At 34.4% G+C, this 15,204-nt stretch carries 14 protein-coding genes and 3 pseudogenes; 1 reads left to right on the forward strand and 16 read right to left on the reverse strand.

Annotated elements, in window-relative coordinates; all coding sequences use genetic code 11:
- Positions 1–143 precede the first annotated feature (143 nt).
- The 4 genes from LRP81_RS13450 to LRP81_RS13465 all read right to left on the reverse strand — a co-directional run bounded on the left by LRP81_RS13450 (position 144) and on the right by LRP81_RS13465 (position 3,600).
- Positions 144–377, reverse strand: coding sequence for a hypothetical protein (locus LRP81_RS13450; protein ID WP_230501904.1), 234 nt, complete (start codon positions 375–377; stop codon positions 144–146).
- 407 nt (positions 378–784) lie between these two features.
- Entirely contained in the window at positions 785–1,921 is a 1,137-nt protein-coding gene (locus tag LRP81_RS13455; protein ID WP_230501906.1) for a restriction endonuclease, read from the reverse strand.
- 296 nt (positions 1,922–2,217) lie between these two features.
- Positions 2,218–2,391 carry a hypothetical protein gene (locus LRP81_RS23360; RefSeq protein ID WP_317987074.1) on the reverse strand — a complete coding sequence of 58 codons (174 nt, stop codon included), beginning with the start codon at positions 2,389–2,391 and terminating at the stop codon, positions 2,218–2,220.
- Positions 2,392–2,775: 384 nt separating this feature from the next.
- Positions 2,776–3,600 carry a nucleotidyltransferase domain-containing protein gene (locus LRP81_RS13465; RefSeq protein WP_230501908.1) on the reverse strand — a complete coding sequence of 275 codons (825 nt, stop codon included), beginning with the start codon at positions 3,598–3,600 and terminating at the stop codon, positions 2,776–2,778.
- Between the two features lie 533 nt (positions 3,601–4,133).
- Between LRP81_RS13465 and LRP81_RS13470 the strand changes: the two are divergent.
- A pseudogene (locus tag LRP81_RS13470) lies at positions 4,134–4,428 on the forward strand (spore coat protein).
- Between the two features lie 67 nt (positions 4,429–4,495).
- Here the strand turns inward: LRP81_RS13470 and LRP81_RS13475 are convergent.
- The 12 genes and pseudogenes from LRP81_RS13475 to LRP81_RS13530 form a co-directional block, all read right to left on the reverse strand.
- Complete coding sequence (locus LRP81_RS13475; RefSeq protein WP_230501910.1) at positions 4,496–5,590, reverse strand: major royal jelly family protein; 1,095 nt, start codon at positions 5,588–5,590, stop codon at positions 4,496–4,498.
- Positions 5,591–5,956: 366 nt separating this feature from the next.
- On the reverse strand, positions 5,957–6,376 hold the full coding sequence (gene arsC / locus LRP81_RS13480) for an arsenate reductase (thioredoxin) (protein ID WP_230501912.1): 420 nt from the start codon (positions 6,374–6,376) through the stop codon (positions 5,957–5,959).
- Positions 6,377–6,396: 20 nt separating this feature from the next.
- Positions 6,397–7,695 carry an arsenic transporter gene (locus tag LRP81_RS13485; protein WP_230501914.1) on the reverse strand — a complete coding sequence of 433 codons (1,299 nt, stop codon included), beginning with the start codon at positions 7,693–7,695 and terminating at the stop codon, positions 6,397–6,399.
- Positions 7,696–7,708: 13 nt separating this feature from the next.
- Entirely contained in the window at positions 7,709–8,053 is a 345-nt protein-coding gene (locus LRP81_RS13490; RefSeq protein ID WP_230501916.1) for an ArsR/SmtB family transcription factor, read from the reverse strand.
- A gap of 142 nt (positions 8,054–8,195) precedes the next feature.
- Positions 8,196–8,432 (reverse strand): annotated as a pseudogene (locus LRP81_RS13495) (VOC family protein); the annotation flags it as partial.
- Positions 8,389–8,580, reverse strand: a complete 192-nt coding sequence (locus LRP81_RS23465; protein ID WP_399207705.1) for a hypothetical protein — start codon at positions 8,578–8,580, stop codon at positions 8,389–8,391. The pseudogene LRP81_RS13495 and the gene LRP81_RS23465, both read right to left, overlap by 44 nt.
- A 326-nt stretch (positions 8,581–8,906) precedes the next feature.
- Entirely contained in the window at positions 8,907–10,214 is a 1,308-nt protein-coding gene (locus LRP81_RS13505; protein ID WP_230501918.1) for a DUF4179 domain-containing protein, read from the reverse strand.
- Positions 10,207–10,728, reverse strand: a complete 522-nt coding sequence (locus LRP81_RS13510; protein WP_230501920.1) for a sigma-70 family RNA polymerase sigma factor — start codon at positions 10,726–10,728, stop codon at positions 10,207–10,209. Before LRP81_RS13510 ends, LRP81_RS13505 begins: the two co-directional genes overlap by 8 nt.
- A gap of 530 nt (positions 10,729–11,258) precedes the next feature.
- Positions 11,259–12,347: a hypothetical protein gene (locus LRP81_RS13515; RefSeq protein ID WP_230501922.1), complete on the reverse strand. Its 1,089-nt coding sequence runs from the start codon at positions 12,345–12,347 to the stop codon at positions 11,259–11,261.
- Between the two features lie 323 nt (positions 12,348–12,670).
- On the reverse strand, positions 12,671–13,126 hold the full coding sequence (locus LRP81_RS13520; RefSeq protein WP_230501923.1) for a GNAT family N-acetyltransferase: 456 nt from the start codon (positions 13,124–13,126) through the stop codon (positions 12,671–12,673).
- Positions 13,127–13,268: 142 nt separating this feature from the next.
- Positions 13,269–14,111 (reverse strand): annotated as a pseudogene (locus LRP81_RS13525) (tyrosine-type recombinase/integrase).
- Between the two features lie 212 nt (positions 14,112–14,323).
- Positions 14,324–14,830, reverse strand: coding sequence for a GNAT family N-acetyltransferase (locus tag LRP81_RS13530; protein ID WP_230501925.1), 507 nt, complete (start codon positions 14,828–14,830; stop codon positions 14,324–14,326).
- Between the last annotated feature and the right edge of the window lie 374 nt (positions 14,831–15,204).

A 15,204-nucleotide genomic window follows, 5' to 3' on the forward strand; every position in this document is an offset into this window, starting at 1 on the left:
ATAAAATATTGAAGCTTTATATCTCCCACACTTGTTAACGAGCGACACAAAAGTACTAAATATTAAGGACTTTTGTGTCATTATTATATTATTCCTTGTTACAGTAATGCACCTGATTCCTGAATAGCCAAAATAATATTTCTTTAAAATAATTCGATTGTTTTCACACCAACTTCGTTGGAGCCGTTTTGTTTTGAAACTCTATCTTTACGTTTTTCAAGATTTTCTATGTCACGTGAATACTTAACCTCTAGTATCCAGTGATCATATTCAAGCTCACTATAAAAGAATACATCTCTTCCGATTTTTTTGCTGTTACACTCCCAAAAATTACTACTAAAATGGCTTGTCTTTTTTTGTTCAACAGAAAAATACACGTTAGATGCTGCCTCTTCCTTCTATACATTTCCATAGATAGATTATTTTTTCATCCTAAAATGACAACATTCGGAAGGATTATTTATTTTTCTCAATAACTTCTCTTTTCACTAGATGTTTTCCTTCAAAGAAAAAACACTAGTTTTGCTAATCAACACTCCCATTTACAACGTTATGCTAACTGATTTGGGAAACAATAGCTGTTTCGTTAATTAATGCATAAAAAAGAGCCAAATTGTGTATTGGAAACATCTACACATATTGGCTCTTTTTTATTTCTGAGTATGATGCATATTAAAACATGCTTTCTATTGCAATAAAACTTTTGATAAATTAACTTGAGCAGTTACTTTTCCAATTTGGATAGGAAATTTAAAAACTCATGATGTCATGAACCTTTTTATCATTATTCATCTTTAAAATAATCGTAATCAATACTTTTGACAATATAAGTGTGGCTCACATCCACTCCAACATTGTGATCAATCATCAGTTTTGCCAGCTCTTTTCCATCTATTAAGATAATCTTCTTCGCTTCCAAACGTTCTACATAATGCCTAGCGTTGTCTGTAAAATAAGAAGTGGTGATAAACACCCCTTTTCTTGCTCCCTTACCGTCCAATGCTCCGGAAAAACTTTGGACAACGTCCCTCCCCACTGAATTTTTGGCACCATATCGTTTCGCTTGAACGTAGATGTTATCCAGCCCAAGTTTATCTTCTTTTATCACTCCGTCTAAGCCTTCATCGTTTGTGCGCTGAGTTACCTTTCCATCGCCATATCCCATGACGGTCAGTAGCTCAATGACGATATCTTCAAATTTAATCCAGTGAACATTACGCAACTGCTTAAGAAGCGTTTCTGATAACTCCTGTTTCAACTCATCCAGCTTTTCTTTTACTACCATTAACGGATCTATTACTTTTTCGAGTTCTTTTATTTCTTCTTCTATCTCTTTTTTATTTTCATTCAAGAGATCCAGACCGTCCGTAGTTATCTGATAGGTTAGTTTGTTTACCTCTTCAATATAGTTCTCTTTTTTCAAGCTGTAGCGCACACTACGAATTCTAGAAAGAAAGATGATGTCGGATGTATTTTCATATTTCATGACCTGCTGCGCTTCTGATAGTCGGAAATGACTTACAAGTTTCTCTGTGATTTCACTTGCTGGATAGGCTTTCCGGTCCTTTATCATTAGTAGATAGGGAAGCATCATTTCTTTTATTGAAGGGATGGCATCTTTTACCTGTTTGAATTTTTTTCCATGTATTTTTTCAAATAAGAGTTTTTCTTCTTTTTTGTTTTTAGGTAAACCTTCGTTTAAAAAGAGGTGCTTAATTTCCGGAATAATAAGTCCTTCTTCATTTAACCTTTTTAAGATTTGCATGATACATAGGGATTCTGCATTGTACATAACCCTGGCACCCGATATGTCCTCCGGTATGTAATCCTTGAAATGTTTTACCCATCTTCGCCCATTTGCCTCCGACCATCCAACAATTTCAGACATTTTCTTTTTGGATAATAAATGTTCGTTCTTCACTATGTTCTCATCCCCCAATTGTATCTTTTAAAACAATATTATTTTATTTATTAAGTAAGTAGCATAAGATACTTTTTAACGTATGTTTTACTCTCACGTTTTGATTTGATGCTCCATTCTTTCCACATTCTACTAATATCAGTTCCCCTATAATAAAATCATATCTTTGATACTCTATGTGGTAGTTTGGGATGTCGGAGGTTAGATATGTATTTATTTTAAGAGCGTGATCATTTCTAAAACTGTATGCTATGCTCTTTAACTAATATTGCTCCTCAATAATTTTTCTTTAAAATCTAAATCACAAACTTTAAAAGGTAAATCGAAGTTAAATCACTTGAATTTTCCACTACATTGGTTTCTCTCTTCCAAGCATCTGCAAATCCTATAATTTGACCTTCATCATTTTCTGCAACAACAACAAAATTATCATCTTTTGCAATGTTTTTTCTTCCATAGTTCTGTTTCATAAGATAAATTATTTAAGAAGTCATTTTGAATAATACCCTTATAAGTCGTTCTCCAACTATTCACATGAACGATTGCGATACCTTGTGCATCATTTATTCCTGCTCTTCTAATAATCATTTTCACACCCATTTTATATTAAAGTGCTTAAACATAAACTTAGACAGCTATCATTGCCCTATTGGGTAATACCAATTATTTCATAATCTATGAATTCCGCCAATAAGTTATTTATTAATTTAGCCCATATAAAAACGAGCGCTAATCCTGAATCGCGCCCGATCGTAATTGTTGAATAGTGATATTTACCTGTTGCATTAATATACTATAATATGTTTCTAACCTTACGCTAAAGTTTGAATTCCTCGATTCTCTTAAAGTTATTTTTAGCGCTCCGACGTTAAAATCCCCTCTGCAATTAAAAGATTATCTAAGTTATCAACCAGTTTATTTACTTCTGCTAAGATTCTTTCATCAAAACCAGAAATGCTGCTTAATAAATCATTTAAATTTTCTTCCATGTCGAAAGGCAGTTTAGCCGCTTTTTCTTTTAATATTTTTACTAATTTCTTTTCTCCAGGATGCGGCATTTCATTTATCGCACACAAAATATCGAAATAGCTGGCCAATAGGGCTGCCACTCTATGGTTTATACTTACGTAATCATTTCTCTTAATGGCTTTTTCTATTTGAAAATAATAAGCAGGCATCTGCTCTCTTAGTAAAGGGTAATTTTTTCTTACAATATTTAACTTTAATGCTTCAGGATATTTTATATTGTATTTTTGTTGAAGCTTTCCAGCTTTTTCGTGTTGATCAAACAATATAACGGATGTTATGAAATTACTCCAAAAACAAGTTGTATATCCGACATCTGCTTGATAATTGAATAATGTTCTCTCAAGCTGCGCATCCATCCAATCGAAATCCCGGTATATAATTTCGATTGGAATATTCCCGTCTCTTATAATCCCATCGTCTTCTGTCTCCCAAAATTGATTATTAATCTCTATATAATCACAAAATTTCTTTGTTATTTCTTCTCTTTTTTTAATGGGCACTTCCTTGTTTGAATAGATATATAAATCATAATCAGAGTTTTCATCTTGAGTGTCGGTTGTGTGAGAACCCGCCAGTAGTATGGCTTCTACCTCCTGTAATTGTGAAAACTCTTTTACAATAGCGTTTAATATTGCGTTATCTTTAAACATTAACCTCATCTCCTCCTTCACTTTAACAACTATTTCTTATTTACCTATTAAGCTTCCGATTTTCCCGTTAAAATATATGCATTTATCAACATCCCCTAAAGTAAAAAAGGTACAACCTGGAATTAAGTCCTAGGTTGTACCTCTTTTAGGTATCATTGCCTTCAAATTTTTGAGTTATATCATCTATACATATTCTATACTTATTTCCGTTTTCCTACAAAGAAGCAGAAAATAGCAAAATTTCATTTTAAAAGATTTCTTGCATTATAATTACATAACCAATTTATTCAAGTGGTCTAGAATGGTGAAACAACTTCAACAGTCTTGCTTTTTTTTACATATCATTTAAGTACTTATCTTATTTTTGCATTAACAGTTTATTATAGGATTTATATTATTGAATTAAAGCGCCCGTTCGGAATATTAGAAAAAACGAAAGATCTGAAAAATTGCTCCTCAATAATTTATTTAAAAAAACTAATTAACAAACTTTTAAATGGTTTTCAATTAATCATAACTGGAGGTGAATGAACATGAATACAATCATTGAAACTTTAACTGGCATGGAAGCATTAACAGATCAAGTGGTTGCAATGGATTTATTGATTGCAGCTAAGAGTGGCGTTAGAAATTATGCCATGGCAGTAACAGAATCAGGAACGCCCGAAATTAAAGAAATGCTCACTCGCCATTTAGTGGATTGATATGCATGAACAAATAGCCGCATATATGGTAGTAAAAGGATGGTTTCATGCTTGGGATACAAACGAACAAATCAGTTTGGATTTAAATAATATCAATACAGCATTGAACGTAGCTACCCTGTAAAAATAAAATAGGAGCAGTTTATTCTTAGCCTACACTGCTCCTAATACTAATACGTTGAACCGTCTTTTTAAATGGTAGCAGCAGGAAATTCACCAATTTTCATACGAAGTAAACTGTAAGGCTTTTGTCGAAGGTCTTTTCCATAATGAAATCTAGGCTGTCGATGTAATTGGTTCACAATGACATACAAATATTGATCCAAACCAATTGAAAAAGTATCTGGCCACAAAACTCTCGGATCATGAGAAATAGTTTCCATTACTCCATTTGGAAATATCTTTCGAATACTGTTATTTTCATAGTCCCCAGCATAAACGATTCCTTTTGCATCGGTAATCATTCCATCAGATGCACCTTTTTCTCCCCAATACTCTACATGATAAGGTAAATTCATGTCCGGTATGGTTCTGTCTCTCAGGGCTTCTGTTGAGATCGAGAACAAATGACGACTGGTTAGCGGAGCAAAATATAATATCTTTCCATCGTGAGAAATCGCAAGACTATCAGATGCCAATCTAAATGGAGAAGTTGAACCGTCTTTGTTTCTATTCATTAATATTTGACCTTCTACCTTTGGTATAAAATAGGGATCCGGTGAAGTTGATTTTGCTCCATTTAACCGTCTAAACGCTGTTCCATTTTCTAAATCTACGACGATAATAGCTCCTGGTCCTGTAGAAGAAGAATCTGTTATATAGGCATAACCTGCATTGCCAACACGATAATCAAATCGGACATCATTCAGGTAAGTCGTTGGCAGGACAACATCTTCTGTAAAGGTATATACCCTTCTAATTGTATTGGTTTTTAAATCAACAGCAACTAATTTTGCCCCACCTTTAATGGGTACAGAAAAATTTGGTGCCCCTGTATCTAATACCCAAAGCGTTCCCAAACCATCCGCAACTACACTTTGGACACTGATGAAAGTCATTGTGATATTCTCGGGGTTAACAAAATTGGTTTGTAAATTAGGATAAGGCAGCAATTTATCCCCAACAATTTCAGCGACTGTAAATTTAACATCGTCTCCCCATTTCGGAAAGCAAATGAAAATACGACCGGCTTCTGAAACAGTAACACCAGTGGGCATAGCTCCATAAAATGCATAAACTAGTTCAAAATTACCGAAATATTGTTCACTAGGTAACTTAGGTTTCATTATATCCTCCTCGAGCATTCAAACGGGATATCTCCTATATATGAGGTAAATTTTTTCTAGTGCATGTTTCTTAGTAAATTTCTATACGTAAGATGATTTAATTGATTGGCTTAAATATTAGGAAAGTTATCTTTTAAAATTTTGTGAAGAAAATGTACATAAGCTAAACTACCCCGTTAGTTTAAATGGGAATATTCACAATCTCACACTAATATTAATATAAATATCTAGTTTCATTTGGAAGTCTTATTCAAATAAATGGCCCTTAAATGAAAAAGACGCATTTCCTAAAGAAACGCGCCCGATCGTTGAAGTTATTAAAACCCTAAGAATATACACAATACGTAAATATATTGTAAAAGGCTGCTATTCCCCTGTATTTTTATACTGCATTATTCTTTCAGCTATTTCATCACGAACACGTTGAAAAAATGCCCATTTTTCTTCCTCTGTACCCTCGGCTTTTGCAGGGTCATCAAATCCCCAGTGCACACGATTTACATGTGGGGGAGTTACTGGACAGTGATCTGCTGCATGACCACAAAGTGTTACGACTAGATCCGCCCGAAGGAGAATATCAGTATCAATTGTATCAGATGTTTGGTTAGCAATATCTACCCAAACTTCTTTCATCGCTTTTACAGCGTTTGGATTGAGACCATGTGCTTCTAATCCAGCACTTTTCACTTCCCATTCCTCTCCTAAGTGCACTTTCGCCCACCCTTCTGCCATTTGGCTTCTGCAAGAATTACCTGTACATAGAAAATAAATCACTTTTTTTGACATAGATGTACACTCCTTTATGTTTAGTGAATAATAAGTAACCACATATACAAGCCAACTAATGTAATAAATAAGGTTGGTATAGTTAAAATAATTCCTACTTTAAAGTAGGTTCCCCATGAAATCTTTACTCCTTTTAACGATAGAACATGTAACCAAAGCAAGGTGGCTAGTGAACCGATTGGGGTTATTTTTGGACCTAAATCAGATCCAATTACATTTGCGTAAATCAATGCCTCCCGAGTTATTCCAACTGTATTCGTATCCGCAATGGCCAATGCATCAATCATAACAGTTGGCATGTTATTCATGACAGAGGATAGTATCGCTGCAATAAATCCCATCCCCATCACTGCTGGGAATAGCCCTTGGTCTGCCGTCCATTGAATGACATCTGTTAATACATTCGTAAGCCCGACATTTCGCAAACCATAAACAACTACGTACATACCAATAGAGAAGAAAACAATAGCCCAAGGTGCACCTTTTACAACTGCTCTTGTATTTACAGCCGGACTTTTTCTTGCCATCGACAGAAAGACGATAGTCACGATGATGGCTACGAATGATACTGGGATACCAACAAATTCACTTCCAAAATAACCAACTAGCAATACCGCTAAGATCCACCAGGATAACTGAAACATCTTATCGTCCCGAATAGCCTCTCGTGGCTTTTTCAATTCAGACAGATCATACGTCTTAGGAATACTTTTTCTAAAGAAAAGATATAAAACTAAAATACTTGCAAAAAGTGAAAAAAAGTTAGGAACAATCATTCTGGATGCATACTCGACAAAACCAATTCCAAAAAAGTCAGCAGATACAATATTCACAAGATTACTGACTACAAGAGGAAGTGAAGTAGAATCGGCAATAAATCCACTTGCCATAATAAATGGAAAAACCATCTTCTCATTAAAGTTCAAATTACGAACCATGGCTAGTACAATAGGAGTCAAAATTAGTGCTGCACCATCATTGGCAAAGAAAGCAGCAACAATTGCTCCTAACAAGGAAACGTACACAAACATCCGGACTCCATTACCTTTGGCAGCCCTCGCCATATGTAAGGCAGACCATTCAAAAAATCCAATTTCATCTAATATTAACGAAATAATAATAATAGCAATAAACGTTAAGGTCGCATTCCAAACGATAGATGTTACATCTACTACATCATTCCAGCCTACAACCCCAACCAATAACGCAAGAATGGCTCCACCACAGGCTGACCAACCGATCGATAGCCCTTTGGGTTGCCAGATGACGAGTGTGAGCGTTCCCAAAAAAATAAGGGATGCGAAAACAATTGAAACCAATACCTATCTCTCCTTAATGACATGAAATACGTAATCCTCTTTTTTCTAATTCTTGTAGCTTTTCATCCTGTGTTGGTAAATGTTCCAACAGGCTATGTACGAGAGGGTAATAGTCGCTTTTTTTATTCAAGTGATAAAAAATCCAATGTCCTTTTCTCGTTTCTCTAACGAGGCCAACATCTTTCAATTTTTTTACATGTTGACTAATAGCAGGTTGACTTACTTGAAAAATCTCCACAAATTCACACACACAGCAGTCATGAGTATTCAAGATTTTCACCATAGACAAGCGTGTTTTATCTCCTAACAATTTCACAATGATGGCTGCATTCTCTAAAGGAATAACGGAGCCTGTCATTCAAACACCTCCATTCATTATATATATAACAATTCACTTATATAATAATTGACTTATATAATAATGCACTTATATATAATTTGCAAGGGGGGAAAAAAATACCAGGACTCCTTAGGAAGAGAACCTGGTATCATAGATAATGTTAGTTATTGCAACAGGAACTTGCTGCAGACGCTGGGGCTTGAGTGGAGTGGATATCCGTATCTGCTTTCGTATAGAAGAATTCCCACTCGTTTCCGTTAGGATCCGTTACCCAGAATTTATCTTGCACAGCATAGCAACATGTAGTATCCATTTCATCTCTTGCAAAGAAGCCTTCTTTTTCTAGTCTTTCCTTATGCTTTAACACGTCTTCGGATGTTTCTATTTGAAAACCAAATTAAATCACCTTCAATATAAGCACTATGGTCAAACTGTTCAGCAAAATCCTTTGAAGTTGTGGATTTACCTACTCCTGCTGGTCCAGATATAATATAAATTTTATTCATTATTTCCACCCACTTTTTATATGTACATATGTAATTCAATGATAAAACCTTGAAGTCCTTCTTAACAAGCCTTCCTCCATTAAATGGCCCTAAAATGAAAAATAGGCACGAATCCTTGTTCCAGGATCGCGCCAGATTGTTGAAGATTATAATTATTTATTGGACAGCTGTTCTTAAGATTGTATAGTTTTCACTATCTGAAAATCTATCCCCATAGCTTCTCCTGATCACCTATAGGCATTTATGCAAAAAGCTAACTTTTTTCAATTAAACTCCCAAATTCAAGTTAAGGTTCCGATTGTAGAAAAGGATATCGAACAGACTTAAAAAAGAGGTGGACCAAGCTAACAGGCCCACCTCTCTCTTTATTTTACTTTTATTTTATCCTCTCCTTTGATCCATTGAGGATAAAACGCAAGTTCAATTGTAATCGGGTTTTGAGCAGGCTTTAATACAGGCAGTTTCATGCCAATTCTGTTCACGCCATTGTCATAGTCATAATAGGCACTCATTGATGTCTTGGATATTTCATTCCCTTGTGCATCTATCACTTCACTGAAGATAAAATAATTGAATTCTTTTTCGGTGTGCAAATCAAATGACAGTTCACCATGCTCTTTACGAACATTGTCTAGATTACTGCCAACAGGCTGTTTCAGGATCTCAAGTTTTTCTGTATCCACTATAATTGTTGTTTCATCTTTTTCAATGGCTTGAGCCTTGTTTAAGACAAGATACAACTCTTTAGGCTCCTTAAAGTAGTTGCTTTGCAAATAGATTTCCTGTTCAGAATCTATATCCCCTGACTTCGTTATCCCGTTTAAAATCTTCCCCCATACTTCATTGTTCTCATCGACAAGACGCAGATCATCCAATTGAAGAATCTGCTTTTTATTATTTGGATCCATCTCCAAATGAACAACTGCCCTAAGAGGATAGATGGTGACTTTTTCAACATTAATTTTTTCACTTTCTAATTCTAAAGTTTGATGAACTGGATATTCTTTTTTAGCTTTATAATCATTAAGAGTAAACGGTAGAGAGAATTGCTTTCCTTTCACCTTTATATCCACCACATACTCTTTAGTTGTCAGTGGCGCTTGAAAGAAAAACTCAATTGTACCATTGAAAGAATTCTTCCTGTCATCTGAATGATAGGGTTGCCCATAGGAGATAGTTTTTCCATCAAGAGGAGTACCATTATGAGCTTTAATTTCCACTTCATCCATCATAATCTCTTTAATTTTCTTGTCTGATTCCAATGTATAAAAAAGGACGATTCCCATTTCATCGGATATGGCTCCATCAATCGTTACTTGCAAGCTGTCATTCTTATCATACACACCAATATCCTGATAGTATTGATGTTCAACTGCAGCAACCCTTCCTTTATCATCTCTAATCATCTCGACAATTTTTTCCATGCCGGGAATACTGGAAATATAGCTTGCAAAAGCAGGTGAAACTCGAATCGTAGAAAACAACCCTATGATTAAAAGTGCTACAACAAGTAAGCTTGAGAAACCATTCTTTTTTCTATAAAGCTTTTTTTCTTCTGCTTTCGCTCTGTTGAAACCTGTTATGATTGCTTTATCCAGAGAATCGAGTGAAACAGGGGTGTTTTCATACTCCTGTTTTAAATGATTCAATTGTACCTCTTCCCTTTTAAACATTGAGGTTCTCTCCTTTCTCCTCGAGTTTTTCACGTAACTCTTTCAGTGCTTTATTCAACCACGTTTTTACCGTTCCCTCTGGGCATTGCATCGAATCGGCTATATCCTTTATCTTCAGATCATGGAAATATTTTAAGGTCAGGATTTCTCGTGACCGTTCATCTAGGCTGAGCATCGCATCTTTTATTTCTAACTTATTATGATTCTCTGAAACACCATGCGACTTTAAAAGCTCATCATCAAGGAGAACTATTTTCTTCTTTTTCAGCTGATCATTACAATAGTTGATCATAATCCGGATGAGCCATGTTTTAAAATAAAAAGATTCTTTTACTGTCCGAATGCCTTTGTATGCACGATATGTGACTTCCTGAACAGCCTCTATCGCCTCCTGATCGTTCCTTAAAAAAGACATTGCTGTTTTATATAAATCGATTTTAAACAGCTGGATGAGCTGCAAAAATGAATCATCATCGCCTTTAATGGCTTTTCTGGCTAATTTTTCAATCTCCAAATTCTTTCCTCCTAACCCATACCTATATATTAGACTGTGAAGAATAGAAAAAGTTTTTATATTCTAATAAAATTTATCCCATAATTTTTAGACGAATTTTTGTTGTTATTATTTGTTCAATATAAAAATGCATTTCTTCTAATTGAAGAAACGCGCCCAATTGCTAAACATTCCACCTCCTTTTTGGGCTTTATGTATTTACTTCCTTCTGCATATATTCTTATCACTATCCATCCTCGCACTCTTAAAATTCCATGTACCTGTAATAATTGAAATGAATACAAAGTTCATGAAAGCTGTGCTCTAAACAATTCAACTATTAGACCATTTAGAAAAATAGAAATAGAAAAGATTATTTGATTTAATGTCGCACATGAAGCAATAAAAGAGGGTAATTCTTCTTTTCTATTTCCTGTTGAATATAGTTTGTTTCCATGCACTTTTCAATAACGATAGAAAAGAGTATTAGCAAATTCGCTAATACTCTTTTTGTCCTTAAAATTCTTGTTCAACTAAGAATGTTACTCTTCTTATTGGTACGTTTTAGGGGTACTCATTGTTTCATCGACTTTCTCTATTAGTTTCTGATTTATTCCGAGTTTCCCTATAACTATTTCTTCAGATAATACATTTTTTGCGACATACCCGTCGAGCAATAACGATGCAAAGCATTGTGCATATACGGCTTGTTTTCTTTCAACTTCAAAAGGTATCGTTCCATAACTATGGGCAGCTGCATTTCTAAGACTAAATAGTTTATAGTAGAAATCTATATATGTAGTTTCACCTTTTGTGAAAATATCATCTGGATTTATTCCAATTTGGTTTATCCATTTTTTTTTATGCTCTAAAAAACGGTTTCGACTTTCTTTATTAGGCGGTTTTCCAATTAACGCTTCCACACACCTACAAGCCTGTAAAATTGCTGCCTCATATTCTGATATCACATTTGCTTGCTCCCAAGATTTTGGTTCATGACTTGTGTGCTTTTTATACGGAAATCTATCTAGCTCACATATTAAACAACAATAATGTGTCTTCATTGATGAAAAAAAGTTACTCAGAGCAGTATATGCCTTATCATCACGTAAAAGCAGTTCTATAATTGGAGAGATATAAGATAAATCAGTAAGCTTTATAATATTCCCATTCAGCAAACTATGTCTATCGTAATCACTACAATCATATATTTCCTGCTCTGATATTGATTTATTTGAATCAAAGTAATAGCACCATTTATATTCCATATCAATAGTGTGTTCAAAGTCTCTAGAGTAAGAATATGCTAGTTGAATAACTGTTCCAATGTTCTTCCAGAAATTCTTATCCTTTACATTATCTGAGACCCTTGAGACTAATGCAGTATATGTATCTTTTGTATGTGTCCATACGAATAATTCCTCGTCACCACATTTCATTAACGGAACGAAATCGTATTCTTTAGGTTTAAAACTATTTTCGAATTTAATTCCTTTTATAAAAGCATGATTACATACTTTATTTGGTATATCAGTTGGATAGTATTCGACCAAATATGCTTGACGTTTTCTATACATTTCATCTAGATCTTTTACTAAATTACTTAATTCACCATTGTCTTCACTATCAACTCTTTTCATAAATTCACCTCTTATCAAATAAAACTCCATACTAATTTAATTATCTACAATCTGTCCCTATTGATAAACATCACTTTTCAACTATAATTCCCTTTACTTTGGAATGTTTTTATTATTTATCATTTTACTTGAAAGAGTCAAACTCCTTGTTCTACTGGCCCATTACACGAAGATAAACTGCATTGTTAAATAAACTTGCCCGTTTGCCTAATTCCAATTATTTCATAATCTAAAAATTGCTTCAATAAGATATTTTCTTTGGCCAATATAAAAACGAACGCTGATCCTTGTTCCTCGATCACGCCCGTTTGTTTAATAACACGTTAGCTTTTAAACTTCATAAAGTGACTTGAATTTGGATAAAGATTTTCCTTTGTAAATCCTAAAGAAGTATAAAAGTTATCAGCCTGTTCCGTATCTGTATGAAGCACCAAAACTTTATAATATCTTTTCGCTTCGTCAATTATCTTTTTTACCAAAAGGCTTCCTATACCGTTTCTCCTATATTCCTTACTAACATAAAACCTTCTCAGCCTACCAATAGATAGTTCATTTGAAAATGGGTCTTTATTTAATCCGCCAATAGCAACAAGGACACTTTCTTCATTGAACACTCCAAATAAACCTTCTCCAGAATAATTAAAAGTATTACTGCCATTTTTATAATCATTTACTAATCTTTCTATAAAACGAAAACCGTCTGCTTTGCTTTGCTTTACTAAACTATCTAAATCAAAATTCAACAGATTATATATTTGCGTTACCTCAAATTTTCCCATATATATCCCCTTGTAAATTACGTAATTCTTGTTAAACGATTCTCCCTATTGCTTAATACCAATTATTTCAAAAACAAGTGATAAACTCAATCTTCTATTTTCTTCAATATAAAAAATCACGCTCAGATATGAACGTGATTTCTTAAAAGTATTTGCTGTAGAGATCTTTTCTCAATTTCCCACTTAGCTGAGCATAAATTCTTGTTGTTTCACTTTTTTCATGGCCAAGTAAGCTTTGTATTACTTCCAGGGGAGCCCCATTGTTGATCATATGCGTTGCGTAGCTATGCCTTAATTGATGTGGATGAATGTTCTTCTTAATCCCGGCTCCAGACGATATACGCTTAATGATGTATCTTATTAAGTCGATACTCATTCTTCTCTTAGGTTTCCTTTCGGTTATGAACAAACACGGATCTTGGTCATCTCGCTAATCGAGATATCTCTTTAACCACAAGGAACAACGAGTATTGAAGTATACCTCCCGTTCTTTATCTCCTTTTCCATGAACGATGACCGAATTTGATGCAAAATTAATATCATCACGATTAAGTTTAACAACTTCACCAATACGGCAACCTGTTGAATAAAAAAATTCAAACAACGCATTCTCCATGGCATTTTGACAGGATTCACGTAGGTGTTCAATTTCAAGTTCGGTTAGGAATTTTGGAATTCGCTTCCCAAGCTTTGGTTCTTTCAACTTTGCTGCAGGATTCTTTTTTATTAAACCTTCATCGTTTGCCCACTTGAATATTGACCTAATACATCGAACTCTATGCCCCAGACTAGATGGTTTTAGATGTGTGCTTCCCTTAATCAGATAAATTTTTAACTGATCTGCGGTCATCTCATTCAGATCAATATTTCCAAAGTAGCGCAACAACATATTATATTGAAAACAATAGGTTTTTAATGTTAATGGTGAGTACCCCTCTATCATTTTATCAAGCTGGTATTTCTCCCAAACTTGTGACAATAACATCCGCTTCACTCTCCTAGTTTATAAAGCAATTAATCTTAGGATTAGTATTGACTAGAAAAGTAGGTTTTATTCAACAATCTAGTAGAATTGATTATTTTAGGATAGTTGATATAGATTGGGAAATATATGAAAAGGCGCTTTCGTTACTACTGAAAAGCGCTTCGTTTGCTTAACATCACGTAGCCTGTTTTCCGGTATTAATAAGCAAGTGATTATGTAGTAACAGAATAAATATATACCTCTTTACCCCATTTTTGAACGGTCTTTTCAATATTCATACCAATCCGTTCAGCAACTTTTGTGGATGGAACGTTGTCTACATCAGGTAAAGAAATTATCTTTCTTAATTTCATTTGCTCAAATCCATAATTCTTACAAGCTAACGCAGCTTCGGTAGCGTACCCGTTTCCCCATGCACTCCTCACGAACAGATAACCAATTTCCATTTCTATTTCACCATCAACCTCTTGAGGGACAAGACCACATTGACCAAGAAAATCTCCTGTCACCTTATCTTCAACGATCCATAGTCCGACCCCGTATTGGTTATAATTATTTAACGTCCATTCTATCCACTCCATCGTCTGACTTTTGTCTTTTGTCGATGGGTAATACTTCATCGCCACTGGGTCGGAGAATATTTCCATTAAATTTCCTACATCATCCTTATTCATTTCTCTTAGTGTCAACCTCTCAGTACTCATGACAGTATTTTTCATTTCATCATTGCCTCCTCATTTTTACTGCTTTTCTTCAAGAATATGGCCCTTTAACGGAACAACTCTATTATCACTCAACAGTTTCTTAATCCATTCTTCCAGTTCAGATGTTCTTTTCTTTTTCACTACAAAAACACCCCTTTAGATAACCATATCCAAAGGGGTAAAACGGTACATCTTTATTATAAACGGTATAACTTTCTTTAAAACGATACATCTTTCTTATAAACGGTACATCTTTCTTTCAAAGTCACATTTAAGAAAACACTGTATCAAAGCCATTTAGTTACTCTAAAAATGTATATTCAAATGCTTCTTCAACATCGAGAGTTTCTCAACGTACTTGAGCAGGAGATTGAACAATTAGCAATGCA

This window comes from Sutcliffiella rhizosphaerae (assembly GCF_917563925.1).
Lineage (GTDB): Bacteria > Bacillota > Bacilli > Bacillales > Bacillaceae_I > Sutcliffiella_A > Sutcliffiella_A rhizosphaerae.

Bases quoted from the DNA above. Each gene is read 5' to 3' on its own strand.
- LRP81_RS23360 (WP_317987074.1), bottom strand. From the start codon at position 2,391: ATGAAACAGAACTATGGAAGAAAAAACATTGCAAAAGATGATAATTTT.
- LRP81_RS13465 (WP_230501908.1), bottom strand. From the start codon at position 3,600: ATGTTTAAAGATAACGCAATATTAAACGCTATTGTAAAAGAGTTTTCA.
- LRP81_RS13475 (WP_230501910.1), bottom strand. From the start codon at position 5,590: ATGAAACCTAAGTTACCTAGTGAACAATATTTCGGTAATTTTGAACTA.
- arsC (WP_230501912.1), bottom strand. From the start codon at position 6,376: ATGTCAAAAAAAGTGATTTATTTTCTATGTACAGGTAATTCTTGCAGA.
- LRP81_RS13490 (WP_230501916.1), bottom strand. From the start codon at position 8,053: ATGACAGGCTCCGTTATTCCTTTAGAGAATGCAGCCATCATTGTGAAA.
- LRP81_RS13505 (WP_230501918.1), bottom strand. From the start codon at position 10,214: ATGTTTAAAAGGGAAGAGGTACAATTGAATCATTTAAAACAGGAGTAT.
- LRP81_RS13515 (WP_230501922.1), bottom strand. From the start codon at position 12,347: ATGAAAAGAGTTGATAGTGAAGACAATGGTGAATTAAGTAATTTAGTA.
- LRP81_RS13520 (WP_230501923.1), bottom strand. From the start codon at position 13,126: ATGGGAAAATTTGAGGTAACGCAAATATATAATCTGTTGAATTTTGAT.
- LRP81_RS13530 (WP_230501925.1), bottom strand. From the start codon at position 14,830: ATGAAAAATACTGTCATGAGTACTGAGAGGTTGACACTAAGAGAAATG.